Origin of the sequence: Dyadobacter sp. 3J3, assembly GCF_009801115.1 — a bacterium.
Taxonomy (GTDB): domain Bacteria; phylum Bacteroidota; class Bacteroidia; order Cytophagales; family Spirosomataceae; genus Dyadobacter.
Genome location: NZ_VTOL01000008.1, coordinates 221,694 through 236,713, shown reverse-complemented (window position 1 = coordinate 236,713; position 15,020 = coordinate 221,694). Strand labels below are relative to the sequence as shown.

The window sequence follows — 15,020 nt, the reverse complement described above, 5'->3', positions numbered from 1 at the left end:
ATTTCTACTCGCTTTTTAGTGATTTTACAGGGTTTGTCAATGCCGCTTTAATACTTTGGAAACTAATTGTGAGCAATGCAATTCCTGCGGATAAAACACCTGCTCCTACAAATATCCATGCCGAAATTTGTGTATGATAAGCGAAATTTTCCAGCCATTTATACATTCCATACCAGGCAATCGGTGAAGCGATGATGATGGCAATGAAAACCAGTTTGAGGAAGTCGCTTGACAAAAGAATGACCAGATTGGAAACGGAAGCTCCCAGAACTTTCCGTACACCAATTTCTTTTATGCGCAATTCAGCCATGAAAATTGACAGTCCTAAAAGTCCAAGGCAGGAAATGAAAATGGCGATTCCTGCAAAAATACCGAAGAGAAGTTGCTGTGTTTGCTCACGGGCATATAAATTTCCGAAACGTTCATCCAAAAACTCATAGGAAAATGGCTCGTCTGGAAATCTGCTTTCCCAAACTTTTTTGATATGCGCCAGGGATGATTTAATATCACCACCTGAAATCTGGACTGATAGCCAACCTAAATTATTTCCTTGCATAAACATCACAATGGGAGCCACCTTTTGATGCAGTGATTCGAAATGATAATCTTTTGTCACGCCTATAATATGGCCACGTACTTTGCCATAGCCAAACTGATTTCCAATCGCATCTTTCGGATTTTTATAACCCAGGAGATGAGTCGCTGTTTGGTTCAAAATAAAACCTTCGGATTTATCTGTTCCGTATTGTTTTGAAAAATTTCGTCCCGCAGCCATCTCGATTTTGTAGGTTGGAATAAAATCTTCATCAACTGAAAGTGATTTTATGTTGATATCGGAGGGAGCCAGGGAATCACCTTTCATCACATAAGCGTCCCAATAATCCAGAAGACGGCCGGAAGGAATTCTGGACGAACGGCCAGTTTCAAGAATGCCGCTGTTTTGTTTTAATTCCTGGCTTATTGCTTCAAAATTGGTTGTAGAATCAGATGAGGGAGAGAGAAGAACAACCTGATCTTTCGAATAACCAAGTTTATAGTTCTGGACAAATTTCATCTGGCTGTAAACTACCGCAGTACTAATAATTAGTACGACCGCAATCGCAAACTGAACAATAACCAATGTCTGACGCAATTTCCCATTCTTTAATGCCGATGCGATTTTACCTTTAAGCACACTGGTCGGCTGAAACGAAGTAAGGAAAAAAGCTGGATAACTTCCTGCAACCAGGCCGGTGAAAAGTGTTATTCCAATGATAATGGCAATAAATGAAGGATTAATAAGAGAGGCTATACTAAGCTGTTTCTGTGTAAATTCATTCAAAAAAGGTATGCAAAGAATTACAATCATCACGGCAATTGTCAGTGAAATGCTCACCAGCAAAATAGACTCGCTAAGAAATTGATTGATGAGCTGACTACGCATAGCGCCCACCACTTTTCGCATGCCAACTTCCTTCGCTCTTTTGGCAGAACGGGCGGTTGCCAGATTCATATAATTGATACAGGCAATGACAAGAATAAAGATAGCAATGGCCGAAAACAGGTATACATATTGAATATCTCCATTCGCTTCCATCTCGGAATCAAGATGCGAATATAAGTGAATATCAGTTAGTTTGGTAAGATTAAGAACGGAATAAGTTGAAGCTTTTGGATCGATATGTTTGTTTTGAAATGCAGGAAATGCTTTTACCAATTTTTCAGGATCGTAATTTTTTGGTAATAAAAGAAATGTAGCAAACGAATTATTACCCCAGTTGGCACGAAGGTTTTCATCTCCATAAATACGATTATCAGAAAGCGTAGAAAAGGAAATAAGAAAATTCGGATGGAAGCTTGACTGTGCAGGTAAAGGTTCATAAATACCGGTTACAGTATAATCAAACTGGTTGTCGATTCGTATGATTTTACCAATTGGATTTTCCTTTCCAAAATATTTTTCTGCCATCGGTCTGGAAAACATGATAGAAAAAGGATTGACAAGCGCATTTGCAGGGTTTCCCTGTAAGGTATTGATTGTAAAAACTTTGAATATGTTTTCTTCCGCAGCGTATATATGCTCTTCATTAAATATATGCTCGCCATAACGCACCATACCTCCAGTTTCAAGCATACGGACAACCTGTTCTGTTTCAGGAAAATCCTCCTTAATGAGTGGGCCGAAAGGTGGGGCTGCATGTCCAAGATGGAGTGATTCGGTTCCGTCTTTTGCGAGGAAAATTCTTGATAAACGGTAGATCCTGTCAGCGTTTACGTTGTGACGGTCATAACTGAGTTCGTCTTTGACGTAAAGCGTAAGAAGTAAAAAACAGGCAAGGCCCATGGCCACACCGATGATGTTTATGAAACTGAAAGACTTATGTTTTATAAGATTTCTGAAAGCAATTTTGAAATAATTTTTTATCATGGCTAACGGATTATTTGAGGTGCACCTTCGCTGAATTTAATAATTGTATGCCAGTTTGATAATCAGTTGTTTATAAATTTTTTTTTGCATTAAAATGTTCATAAACGGACGTTTTTGTTCAGAACTGGACAGCGGATAAAACCAAAATCACCTAAATCGTATGATCGTTTTTTCCATAACTTCCAGGCGTCTGCCCTGTGATATTTTTGAAAATTCTTGAAAAGTAGGAAAGGCTTTCAAAACCAGTATCGCTGGCAATCTGACTGAGCGAAAGATCTGTGGTTATTATTAAGAACTGAGCTTTTTCAACTCTCTTTTGCTGAATATAAGATAACGGTCGGGAAGCTGTATGCTCCTGAAAAATCCGTGAGAAATAATCTTTATTCTGACCGGCCCTTTCGGCAAGATCGTTGACCGTCAGGTTTTCTGATAAATTGGTATTAATATAATTTATAGATTCTATAATTTTTGACGGAATAATTTTGCCAACAGAAAAACTGTAATTTTCTGGTGTTAAAAACCGGGATAACAATTGCAGGGTTATTCCTTTGGTTTCCATAAAAGCCGAAATGGGAAGATCATTATTCATGGCTTGTGAATTCCGGATCACGGGTTGTTTTTGATAGTCCTTCGGGTTGCTGGACCTTTTCAAATCTCTCCCTGGATTCAATACCAGTATTCTTTTAAAATGTTCCAAATCTGATAGTTCGGCTGGAATTTTGATAACATTTTGATGCGAAGAAAACAGAGAAGTACCGTCCGGGGTTTCTTCCAAAATATGAATATAGTATTGACTCAAAAATTCCGGACATTGATAATTGCAAAGCGTAAAACAAGGGATTAGATATAAAAAATCCTTTTCCAGAATGACTGTTTTGTTAGCATAAAATAGATGTCCGAAACCTCCGTCAATATAATAAAGCCTGTAAAACGGACTGATTATATTTCGGTAATTCCAGCTTTTGTTCAATTTTACATAATCGACATTTAGTAAAGAAAATGTTGATTTGGAGATAACGTTGTTATTCATGGTCAGCGGTATAGCAATTGTTCGCGATAAATTAATTGGTAAAAGTCGGATTTGTGAAAAATTAAAACATTTTTGTATAATTTTTATATTTTATTAAATTATAATTTTGTTGAAGCCTAATTTCTGATTGTCATTTGTATGCGGATTTTCCAATGTGTATTTCTATCTTTTATTCTGTTCTGCATGTTTTCATGTGGGCCGGATCTTCCTGATGACGTACAAATTGCTTATGATGAATTACCTGAAAAACTTGATTACAACCAGCATGTTAAGCCTGTTTTATCGGATAAATGTTTTGCCTGCCACGGACCGGATAAGGCTAAACAAAAGGCAGGATTACGTCTGGATTTAAAAGAAGCAGCCTATGGAAAACTTTCAAAAAGTCCTGGAAAAGTTGCCATAAATCCCGGCGATCTGGCTGGTAGTGAATTCTTTCACAGAATCATGTCAAATGATCCGGACTATATGATGCCGACTAAGGAATCACATCTGAATTTAAGCGCAAAGGAAAAAGCAATTTTGATAAAATGGATAGAAGATGGTGCTGAATACAAGCCGCATTGGGCCTTTGTAAAACCTGAAAAAGCGGAATTGCCGGACTTAAAAGACACGGACTGGGTCAAAAATCCAATTGACCATTTTATTCTGGCAAAACTGGAACAGGAAAAACTCAGCCCTTCAAAAGAAGCAAATAAGGAATTATTGTTGAGACGGGTTTCTCTTGACCTAACCGGATTACCGCCGACGATTGAAGAAATTGATGCTTTTCTGAAAGATACTTCTCCAAATGCTTACGAAAAACAGGTTGACAGGTTGCTGAATTCACCACATTATGGAGAAAAAATGGCAGTTGACTGGCTCGATCTCGCCCGTTTTGCGGATTCTCACGGATATACTGTCGACCGGCTTCGTGATATGTCGCCATACCGTGATTGGGTGATCGATGCTTTCAATAAAAACATGCATTATGATCAGTTTGTGCAATGGCAACTGGCGGGTGACCTCATGCCAAAACCTACAAAAGAAATGATCATTGCCACCGCATTTAATCGAAATCATCAGCAAAATATGGAAGGCGGAATTGTGGAGCAGGAGTTTCAGACGGAATATGTTATCGACCGAACCAATACTTTTGGCGATGCGATGCTTGGTATTTCGGTTGGCTGTGCAAAATGTCACGATCACAAATATGACCCGATCTCACAAAAGAATTATTACCAGCTTTTTAGCTTTTTTAACAATGTAAAAGAAGCGGGGCAGATTTCCTGGGACGATGCGCTTCCAACGCCAACATTAATGCTTCCGACGGATCAGCAGGAAAAAATGCTGCGGTTTATTCAGTCAAAAATAACGGTGCAGGAAAAGGCTGTTGAATTGGCAAAAAAAGCGGCTGAACCCGAATTTAAAAAGTGGATTTCTGATAAGAAATATCAAAAGTTAAAGAGTGAAAAGGTTCCTGAATCAGGTTTACAGGCTTATTATTCGTTTGAAAAAAACAGTTTAAAAAACGGTGTAAATCCTAAACAAACCGGTATTATGAAAAGAGAATCCGGACAGACCGGAGATCAAGCTGTATTTGTAACGCACGAAAACGGCCAGGCAATGGCCATGAACGGTGATGTTTTTCTGGATCTTGACCAAACGGGTGTGTTCAGAAGATCGCAGCCTTTTAGTATTAATATCTGGGTCAATATTCCGAAAGAGTTGAAAGAAGGCGTTATTCTGCATAAGTCACAGGCAGAGCGTTTATATAATTTCAGAGGTTATCATTTATATTTAAAAGACGACAAGCTGGAATTAAATATGGCGCATACGGCACCGTCGAACGCTATTACCAGAATTTCGAGTCCCGGTATTCCGAGAGATAAATGGATCCAGTTGTCCATTACCTATGATGGTTCTTCAAAAGCCAATGGTTTTAATTTATTTCTGGATGGGAATAAAATGGCTATGGAAACAACGATGGATCAGTTAACAAAGGATATTCTTTTTAAAACAGACAGACAACCTGGTCTGCAAGTTGGAGGCTGGTGGCGCGGACTTGGTTTTAAAGGAGGAAAAATTGATGACATCCGGGTTTACAATCGTGTGTTAACGGATTTTGAAATCATGATTCTGGCAGGAAAAAGTTCATGGTCTGCTATTGTTTCAAAACCTGAAAACCGGCTTTCAGTAAGCGATTTAAATATTCTTGAAAGCTATTATTTAAATGTGGTTTCGCCGACCGTTCTAAAAGTAAATAGTGAACTAATCCAGATACGAACCTCGCAATCAGATTCGATGGAAAATATTCGGGAACTGATGGTGATGCAGGAAATGCCTAAACCAAAAAAGGTGCATATTTTGCTGAGAGGAAATTATGATTCTTTTGGTGAAGAAGTTTTTCCGGATACGCCGGAGTCGATTTTAAAATTTCCTAAGAATTTGCCTAAAAACAGATATGGTCTTGCCCAGTGGTTGACCAGCAAAGAAAATCCATTAACGGCGCGTGTGGCCGTGAACCGTTTTTGGCAAAACTTCTTTGGAACCGGTCTTGTCAAAACAACGGAAGATTTTGGAAATCAGGGAGAAATGCCAAGTCACCCGGAACTTTTGGATTATCTGGCGATCACTTTCCGGGAATCTGGTTGGGATGTGAAAAAGCTTAATAAAATGATCGTCATGTCTGCTGCTTATCGTCAGGATTCCCGTTCAACGAAAGAGATGCAGGAAAAAGATCCTGAAAATCGCTTGCTGGCTCACGGGCCATCCGGACGAATGACTGCTGAAATGATCCGTGATAATGCCTTAATGGCCAGTGGTTTGATAAATAAAAAAATCGGTGGGAAGAGTGTTAAACCGTATCAGCCGGAAGGTTTGTGGGAAATTAATAATACAACTTATCAGGCAGATTCTGGAAATGCAGTTTACCGGAGAAGCCTTTATGTGATCGTAAAAAGATCAGTGCCCAATCCGACACTGGCTACTTTTGACGCAGGTTCCAGAAGTTTTTGTGTAGTGAGAAGACAAAAAACGAATACGCCTTTACAAGCGCTGGTCACGTTGAATGATCCGACATTTGTTGAATCAGCAAAAGTTTTGGGCGAGCAAATGACGGTGGAGCCGGATTCTCAACGTGCTTTAATTATTACATATAGAAAACTTACAGGACATTTTCCGCAGCCACAAGAAGTTAGTTTGTTAAAGAAAATGTATGAATCGGAATACAAAAGATTTAAACGTGATCCGAAAAAAGCGGTCGGTTGGCTTCATGCGGGACAATATCAGATCAACAAAAATATTGAATCTGCAAAGGTTGCCGCAAATTCCGTGGTGGCAAGTACCATACTTAATTCGGATGCATCTTTAACCAAGCGATAATTATGTCAGATCATCATCACGAAGAATTCAGATTAAATTCTCCTGAATTTGATAAGTTAAATAAAAAGCTTGACCGACGCCAGTTCCTGACGAAGACATCTCTTGGCCTTGGCGCTCTTGCCGTAGGTTCCTTGTTTGGCGCTGAAAAACTTTTTGGAACGCCTCCGAAAATGTCAGAAAATCCGTCGAATTTTGAAGAAGAAATATTAAAAGCATTACCTCATATAGCCCCAAAAGCCAAACGGGTGGTATACCTCTTCATGAGCGGCGGGCCTTCTCAATTTGAAACTTTTGATTATAAACCCAAACTGGTAGATCTGGCGGGGCAAAACCTACCGGATTCGGTTAGGAAAGGACAGAGGCTTACAGGGATGAGTGCAAATCAAAGTGCATTACCAATGGTGCCTTCGATTTATAAATTCAACCAACATGGAAAAAGCGGGACATGGATCAGTGAATTGATGCCTTATACGGCCAAAGTGGTGGATGAACTTTGTATTATAAAATCCATAAATTCAGAGGCAATTAATCATGATCCGGCCATTACTTTTTTTCAAACAGGAAACCAGTTGCCCGGAAGACCGTCGATTGGTTCGTGGGTGAGTTATGGGCTTGGGTCTGATAATCAGAATCTTCCAACTTTTATTGTTTTGGTTTCGAAAAACGGATCGAAAGATCAGCCTTTGTATGCGCGTTTGTGGGGAAATGGTTTTTTGCCATCCAAACATCAGGGCGTCCAGTTCAGGTCGGGGAAAGATCCGGTTTTATTTTTAAACAATCCCGATGGATATGACGGTGCGGACCGGAAAGAAATGCTGGAATACTTATCCAAACTAAACCAGATTCAAAACCAGGATTATGGTGATCCGGAAGTAGATGCGAGAATTGCACAATATGAAATGGCGTATCGTATGCAGACTTCTGTGCCGGAAGTGATGAACACAGACGATGAACCCGACGAAGTTTTTGAACTCTACGGACCGGATAGCCGTGATCCGGGCTCCTATGCTGCAAACTGTATTTTGGCCAGGAAGTTGTTAGAAAAAGATGTGAAATTCGTTCAGCTTTATCATCAGGGATGGGATAACCATGGCGGCCTGCCAAAAGGTATTGCGCATCAGTGTAAAAACACGGATCAGGCAACGGGAGCCTTGATTATTGACTTGAAAAGAAGAGGTCTGCTGGAAGATACACTGGTGATTTGGGGAGGAGAATTTGGCCGAACCGTTTACTCCCAGGGAAAATTAACAGCGGATGATTATGGCCGTGATCACCACCCGCGTTGTTTTACGATGTGGATGGCAGGCGCAGGTGTAAAACCGGGAATCAGCTATGGCGAAACGGATGATTTTAGTTATAACATTGTCAAAGATCCTGTGCATGTACATGATTTTCAGGCGACTTTAATGCATCTGATGGGCGTGGATCATGAAAGATTAACCTATAAATATCAAGGCCGAAGATTTCGGCTTACTGACGTGCATGGAAATGTTGTGAAAGATATTTTGAGTTAACTTTTTTATTTTAAGGTGCGGAGGCACCGAAATACTTGTAGAACGACCTAAACCAAGGATGTTGCCTAAGGTGCAGCGCACCGCAATAATCCCGCTGATAATATTTAAATGTAATTCCTCATTATTTTTTTGAAGCAGTTTCAGGATCTTTCCCAAGAATCTTTTCTTTGACAAAATTGCTGTCCCACGAATGATCATTATCCGAAAAACTGAGTAGCAAATCATTTTGTAGTAATTTTTCCTGAATTGCAATTTCCTCTTTTGAGTTGAGCGCATATTGTTTCAGATCATGCCGGGAAGCCGATAATTTCGCCAGTGCTTTTTCATCAAATTTGATAAATTTTTGTCCCTGCCGTGTGGCCGTATGTTTTCTGAAACCAAGTTCTCCCAAAGCGTCCACGGCAAGTTGAACTGCGGTATAAAGCGTCTCACGGTAAACATTTGTGACACCGGTTTCTATCAATTCATGTGCATCAAAACGGTTGCGGGCGCGGGCGAGAATTTTTATGTGTGGGAAATGTTTTCTTACCGTATGAACAAGATTACTGTTTATTTCAGGGGAGTCTATTGCAGCGATAAGTATTTTCGCGCTTTCGATACCGGCAGATTTTAACATGTCAATACGGGTTGCATCGCCATAATAAACCTTAAAACCCATTCTTCTGAGCAATTCCACCTGATCCGGGTTATTGTCCAGTATGGTTGCTTCAATACCATTTGCCCGGAGCAATCTTCCAATAGTACTTCCAAAATGACCAAAACCTGCAACGATCACGTCATGATGTTCTTCAATGGTATCACCAGGTTTTTCAACCGGTTTTTCTTTAATACCAAAATGTGGATGAATGAATTTTTCATGGACTAAAAGAAGGAGCGGGGTAGTCATCATACTGATCGCGGTGATCGCCGTCAGTTTTCCAATCCATTCTTCATCAATAATATTAAGCTGACCTGTGAAAGAAAGCAATACAAATGCAAATTCTCCAACCTGACTTAGCCCAAGTGCGAAGAGGAAATTCTGGTCGTTGTTCAGTTTGTATATTTTTCCAATGCCAAAAAGGATAATGAATTTGATAAACAAAACAAGTAAAACCAGCGTAGCAATTTGTGACGGAGCTTCCTGAATAAGTTGGAAATTAATCGATGCCCCAACACCCATAAAAAATAATCCAAGCAAAAGTCCTTTGAATGGATCAATATCACTTTCAAGTTCGTGCCGGAATTCACTGTTCGCCAAAACCACACCCGCAACAAAAGTGCCCAACGCCGGACTTAGACCGACCATTTCCATCAAAAAAGCAACCGCCACTACTAATAAAAGAGATGAAGCTGTAAACATTTCGCGAAGGCCGGTTTTGGCAATAATCCGAAGTAACGGAACGACAAGATAAGTGCCAATGCCATAAATAGAACCTACGGCAGCAATAACCAGAATTGTTTGTACCCATGCAGGAAGTCCGTTTAATAAAGACGGATGTGCTTCGTCGGCAACCACTGCTGTGGTTGCCAGCAACGGTAAAATGGCCAGAATCGGGATGACGGCGATATCCTGAAATAGTAAAACCGAGAAAGATGCCTGGCCGGCCGTAGTATGGGATAATCCTTTTTCTTTTAGCGTTTGTAAAACAATGGCTGTGGATGACATCGTTAGCGTAAGACCGGCAGAAACTGCCGTAGTCCATTGCCAGCCCATTATTATAAATACCAGAAAAAGAAGAAAAGTCGTGCCAAAAAGTTGAGACAAGCCAAAACCTGCAATGGCTTTGCGCATTTTCCAAAAAGCTTCCGGTTCCAGTTCCAGCCCGATAATAAATAACATCATAACCACGCCAAATTCGGCAACGTGCATAATATCCTGTCCTTCTTTTCCTATAAATCCAAGAACGAAAGGGCCGATGATTATGCCTGATAGCAGATAGCCAAGCACAGAACTCATGCCGATTTTTTTTGCAATAGGAACGCCGATAACCGCTGCGCCCAGATATACCAAGGCCTGAGAAAGAAAATCGCTGCTCATAATAATAGGTTTTCTTTTACCCAGTCATTCAGGTAGTTGTATTTTTTTAAGACCTCAATATCAAGCTCGTTAGTAGCCAGGTAATTCAGAAGGAATTGATAGGCAATGGATTGTTCGTCAACCTGATCTTTAAGGATCCGGTGTGACCCGTGCGTGACAAAAGGGGGCAGATAATTCATTTTACACAATGTTGCTGTCTGGTCAAAGGGCGCGAGAAACTGACGGATCGTAAATCGGTTATTGGCTTCTTCATGATAAGAATGCTCCGGTGCTCCGGTTGTGATCACCTGGAAAACAGATTTTCCTTTAAGTGCAACTCCACCAGGCCCGTAGGCCCAGCCCGCTTCAAGTACCAGATCAATCCATTGTTTTAAAAGCGCCGGGCAGCTATACCAATAAATCGGATGCTGCCAGATGATGATATCATGTTCTGTTAGCAGCTGTTTTTCCTTTTCTATATCAATATTAAAATCCGGATAGTGCTCGTATAAGTCGTGAAAAGTCACACCGGACGGGTAATGCGAAACCAACGTTTTGTTTACTCTTGATTTTTCAAAAAGAGGATGGGCAAATAAAATCAGTAAACGATTGGACATAGTACTTTCTAAAATGTGGACAGCGTTCGGATCTTAAAAATATAAATCTTTTATCTTTTTTCGGTTAAGAACATCCCATTCTTCAAAACGGCGCAAAGTTACAAATGAGCCGTATTGCCAGTCTGTATTAACGATGACGGCACCTACCACAAAAATATATTTTCCTGTAAAATCCGTGCTCTCAATCATGTGGTTAATCATTTTCCCAGATTCTTCGTAGATAATGTCGGTGGCCTCTTTGACCGAATCTGTTGCGTTTAAAACTCTGTCTTTTTGATTAAATAAAAATTCCTGCAAAGAGTGCTGCTGATAGTCATCCGCTGGTTTTTGTCCGGATTTTATTTCATCATTTTTCAATCGGTTAAGTGCCAGAATTGTTGCTCCGCAGCACGTTGAATCTTGATTTTGACCCACGCGAATAATTTTTCCGGTATTGCCTTCTGCATTAATACCAATGTGAGGAGCGTAAAAAATCATAGCAGCTCCGTCTTCGGGAACATGGTGCGCAAATGCGGTGATTCCGGTTAGTCCCGTAAAAGGATAACCATTTAGTCCGCCAAGATTAAAGGGGCCAAGCATTTGCCTTCCTTCTTGCGGGTATTCAATATTATTTACATCGTCAGAACATACCGAATGCGCGAGTAAAATCTGATTCGGAGCCAGGCCATAACCTGACATTCTTTTGTAAATATTTAAAATAAAATCTGAGGAACTTACGGCATTAGGATAATGAGCTTTTACTTTATCAAGCATAGCAAAACTGGTTTCGGATTTAAGAAAGGTTCACGATGCAAGGTTTTAATTTGCTATGAAAATATCAGTTTTTTGACTTTGAAACTGAAATTATCGGGGGCTAAGCTGAAATTTTGAAGGGTGTAGATTTTCGTAGGGGAAACGTGTTCACCGGGAATCCCTGTGAATGAATTCCAGCGTTACAATGTCGGCCATGCCTACGGCATTCGGGCGATACCTGGACGAACATTTTCCCCGGAATAAATTCCGGGGCTACCATATTGGTCATGCCTACGGCATTTGGGCGGGAAGAGTTTTGTTGACCGGATTTCCCCGGGAATGAATTCCCGCGTTACAATGTTGGTCATGCCTACGGCATTTGGATCTTGGCGGGAAAGGGGTTGTTTTCCCGGGAATGAATTCCCGCGTTACAATGTTGGTCATGCCTATGGCATTTAGATTTGGCGGGAAAGGGGTTGTTTTCCCGGGAATGAATTCCCGCGTTACAATGTCGATCATGCCTACGGCATTTGGATCTTGGCGGGAAAGGGGTTGTTTTCCCGGGAATGAATTCCCGCGTTACAATGTTGGTCATGCCTACGGCATTTGGATCTTGGCGGGAAAGGGGTTGTTTTCCCGGGAATGAATTCCCGCGTTACAATGTCGATCATGCCTACGGCATTTGGATCTTGGCGGGAAAGGGGTTGTTTTCCCCGGGAATGAATTCCCGCGTTACAATGTCGGCCGTGCCTACGGCATTTGGATTTGGCGGGAAATGGGCTGTTTTCCCCGGGAATGAATTCCCGCGTTACAATGTCGGCCGTGCCTACGGCATTTGGATCTTGGCGGGAAAGGGGTTGTTTTCCCGTGAATGAATTCCCGCGTTACAATGTTGGTCATGCCTATGGCATTTAGATTTGGCGGGGAATGGGTTGTTTTCCTCGGGAATGAAACCCCGCTACAATGTCGGCCGTGCCTACGGCATTTGGATCTTGGCGGGAAAGAGGTTGTTTTCCCCGGGAATGAATTCCCGCGTTACAATGTCGGCCGCGCCTACGGCATTTGGATCTTGGCGGGAAATGGGTTGTTTTCCCGGGAATGAATTCCCGCGTTACAATGTTGGTCATGCCTACGGCATTTGGATCTTGGCGGGAAAGGGGTTGTTTTCCCGGGAATGAATTCCCGCGTTACAATGTCGGCCGTGCCTACGGCATTTGGATCTTGGCGGGAAAGGGGTTGTTTTCCCCGGGAATGAATTCCCGCGTTACAATGCTGGTCATGCCTACGGCATTTGGATCTTGGCGGGAAAGGGGTTGTTTTCCCCGGGAATGAATTCCCGCGTTACAATGTCGATCATGCCTACGGCATTTGGATTTGGCGGGAAATGGGTTGGTCGAATGAATTTTTAAATAAATCAGTCTCCTCACAAAATCGAACTTTATCAAACAATGCCGTAGGCATGACCGACATGGTAGCCCCGGAATTTATTCCGGGGAAAATGATGGTGTGATTCGGGGCCGAATGCCGTAGGTATGGCTGATTTAACGATATCTTAGGGTGTCTCTTCAAACCACTTTTTAAATGTCGGAACGCGCTCCTTACTCACCAGAATCAAATTCGTTGAAACCGGATAAACACGCATCAAAAGTCTTCCGTTGAAATACAATTCAATATCTTTGATACAATCCCGGGATATAATAAACTGGCGGTTAGCCCGGAAAAAGTTGGAAGTATCAAGTTGATTTTCAAGTTCTTCCAATGATTTATCCAGAATAAAACTCCGGTCGTCATGAAGCATTGCCGTTACAATTCCGTTCTGGATTGTAAGCCAGGCAAAATCCTGAGCTTTTAACGGAATCAATTTATCACGGTACGGTACCAAAAAACTTCTTCTTGCATTCTTTTTATTAAGGATCTGCGAATGAACAATTTCTTCCAACACCCTAACTTTCGCCGTTGTATTTTCCTTATTGAGCTGATAATATTTGTCCATACTAAACCGCAGAAGTTCCGGTCGTATCGGTTTTAACAAATAATCAATGCTGTTAAATTTGAAAGCACGCATGGCATACTGGTCGTGAGCCGTTGTGAAAATAACAGGGCATCCGATTGATACCTGTTCGAAAATTTCAAAACAAGTGCCATCACCTAATTGCACATCCATAAAAACGAGGTCGGGCAACGGGTTACTTTGCAACCACGAAATTGCCATTTCAACACTTTCCAACATGCCCACCACATTTGCCTGCGGATCCATTTGTTGTAAAAGTCCTTTCAGGTAATTAGCTGCCGGAACTTCGTCTTCAATGATTAATATATTTGTCATGGAGATTCGATTAATGGGACTTTAACTAAAAATTGTTGCGCATCATGTATCTGGGAAGTTTCTTTTCCGGTTTGCAGCCGGTAGCGGGCATCCAGATTTTGTAAACCTATTCCACTGCTTGCAACATTGGTTTTCCGGGTGATAGAATTTACGACGAGCAACTGTTTTTCAGCTTCATCCAGTTTAACTTCAATGTGGAGAATATGATTGGAGGTAATGACATTGTGTTTAATCGCATTTTCAATCAGGATTTGTAACGAAAGCGGGATGATATACCACTCGCGGTTCGTTTCAACATTGTCAAATTTGTACATCAACTTATCTCCAAACCGGGCTTTATGTAAGGCCAGATATGAACGCGCTATATCAAGCTCGTCTGATAATTGTACAACATTCTGGTTTTGTATTTTCAGGTTATAACGCAGAATATCAGAAAGATCATGTACAATTCTCTGCGCTTCTTCCGGATCACTGGCGATTGAAATATTCAGAATATTTAATGCATTGAACAAAAAATGCGGGTTTAACTGATGCCGGAGCGCATCGAGCTGCGTTTTTAACTTTTCTCTTTTAAGCTGTTCATTTTCCAGATTGATCTGATAATTACTTTGATCTACTTCCAGAAAATCACCAAAAACCCGGATCGCCAACAATACCAGAATATTGTAGCCGAACGTAACCTCATTGAAAAAGAAAATATTTTTTTGAGAATTTAATGTTAAAAGCTGCAACTGAAAGAGCACCTCCGTTAATACAAAAAACAATATCAACGAAAGAGTTATTTTGACAAAAGTTTTTTGCCTGTTGAACCATCCCGGAATATTACAAATGTGGAAAAGATACAGATTGCTAAAAATCCAGGAAAACAAAAAATTTGATATGAGTTGAACACCCAAATATGCTAACCCAAATCCTTCCACGGTTGGAGAAGGAGAAGAATTAATAATTAGAAATAACCAGGGAACGCTGATAAAAAGGCTCCAGATAATACAGAAACGCCAGGCAAGTGCAACACCTTTGTCATAGAGAATTTTCATA

The 15,020-nt window shown here is 41.0% G+C and carries 12 protein-coding genes; 3 read left to right on the top strand and 9 right to left on the bottom strand.

Annotated features, from left to right (window positions below; all coding sequences use genetic code 11):
• Positions 1 to 4 precede the first annotated feature (4 nt).
• Positions 5 to 2,407 (bottom strand): ABC transporter permease, encoded by a 2,403-nt coding sequence (locus FZF08_RS18495; RefSeq protein ID WP_159471441.1) that lies wholly within the window; start codon positions 2,405 to 2,407, stop codon positions 5 to 7.
• A gap of 151 nt (positions 2,408 to 2,558) precedes the next feature.
• Entirely contained in the window at positions 2,559 to 3,437 is an 879-nt protein-coding gene (locus tag FZF08_RS18490) for an AraC family transcriptional regulator (RefSeq protein ID WP_159471439.1), read from the bottom strand.
• A 183-nt stretch (positions 3,438 to 3,620) separates the two neighbouring features.
• Between FZF08_RS18490 and FZF08_RS18485 the strand changes: the two genes are divergently transcribed.
• Both FZF08_RS18485 and FZF08_RS18480 read left to right on the top strand, forming a co-directional pair.
• Positions 3,621 to 6,797 (top strand): DUF1553 domain-containing protein, encoded by a 3,177-nt coding sequence (locus FZF08_RS18485; protein WP_229216592.1) that lies wholly within the window; start codon positions 3,621 to 3,623, stop codon positions 6,795 to 6,797.
• A 2-nt stretch (positions 6,798 to 6,799) separates the two neighbouring features.
• Entirely contained in the window at positions 6,800 to 8,311 is a 1,512-nt protein-coding gene (locus tag FZF08_RS18480) for a DUF1501 domain-containing protein (RefSeq protein WP_159471435.1), read from the top strand.
• A gap of 121 nt (positions 8,312 to 8,432) precedes the next feature.
• Here FZF08_RS18480 and FZF08_RS18475 read toward each other — a convergent pair whose 3' ends face one another.
• The 4 genes from FZF08_RS18475 to FZF08_RS18460 all read right to left on the bottom strand — a co-directional run bounded on the left by FZF08_RS18475 (position 8,433) and on the right by FZF08_RS18460 (position 12,175).
• A complete protein-coding gene (locus tag FZF08_RS18475) occupies positions 8,433 to 10,328 on the bottom strand; it encodes a monovalent cation:proton antiporter-2 (CPA2) family protein (RefSeq protein WP_159471433.1) in 1,896 nt (631 codons plus the stop codon).
• Positions 10,325 to 10,924 (bottom strand): NAD(P)H-dependent oxidoreductase, encoded by a 600-nt coding sequence (locus FZF08_RS18470; protein WP_159471431.1) that lies wholly within the window; start codon positions 10,922 to 10,924, stop codon positions 10,325 to 10,327. The genes FZF08_RS18475 and FZF08_RS18470 overlap by 4 nt, the downstream gene beginning before the upstream one ends.
• Before the next feature lie 33 nt (positions 10,925 to 10,957).
• Positions 10,958 to 11,677 (bottom strand): hypothetical protein, encoded by a 720-nt coding sequence (locus FZF08_RS18465; protein WP_159471428.1) that lies wholly within the window; start codon positions 11,675 to 11,677, stop codon positions 10,958 to 10,960.
• A 270-nt stretch (positions 11,678 to 11,947) separates the two neighbouring features.
• Positions 11,948 to 12,175, bottom strand: coding sequence for a hypothetical protein (locus FZF08_RS18460; protein ID WP_159471426.1), 228 nt, complete (start codon positions 12,173 to 12,175; stop codon positions 11,948 to 11,950).
• Positions 12,176 to 12,249: 74 nt separating this feature from the next.
• On the opposite strand from FZF08_RS18460, the gene FZF08_RS18455 reads away from it, so the two are divergent.
• The gene (locus tag FZF08_RS18455; RefSeq protein ID WP_159471424.1) at positions 12,250 to 12,531 is read left to right on the top strand and encodes a hypothetical protein; all 282 of its coding nucleotides are present in this window, start codon (positions 12,250 to 12,252) and stop codon (positions 12,529 to 12,531) included.
• A gap of 36 nt (positions 12,532 to 12,567) precedes the next feature.
• On the opposite strand, the gene FZF08_RS18450 is transcribed toward FZF08_RS18455, so the two are convergent.
• The 3 genes from FZF08_RS18450 to FZF08_RS18440 all read right to left on the bottom strand — a co-directional run bounded on the left by FZF08_RS18450 (position 12,568) and on the right by FZF08_RS18440 (position 15,019).
• On the bottom strand, positions 12,568 to 12,783 hold the full coding sequence (locus tag FZF08_RS18450; protein ID WP_159471422.1) for a hypothetical protein: 216 nt from the start codon (positions 12,781 to 12,783) through the stop codon (positions 12,568 to 12,570).
• A 425-nt stretch (positions 12,784 to 13,208) separates the two neighbouring features.
• Complete coding sequence (locus tag FZF08_RS18445; protein ID WP_159471420.1) at positions 13,209 to 13,982, bottom strand: LytTR family DNA-binding domain-containing protein; 774 nt, start codon at positions 13,980 to 13,982, stop codon at positions 13,209 to 13,211.
• Complete coding sequence (locus FZF08_RS18440) at positions 13,979 to 15,019, bottom strand: sensor histidine kinase (protein ID WP_159471418.1); 1,041 nt, start codon at positions 15,017 to 15,019, stop codon at positions 13,979 to 13,981. The genes FZF08_RS18445 and FZF08_RS18440 overlap by 4 nt, the downstream gene beginning before the upstream one ends.
• Between the last annotated feature and the right edge of the window lies 1 nt (position 15,020).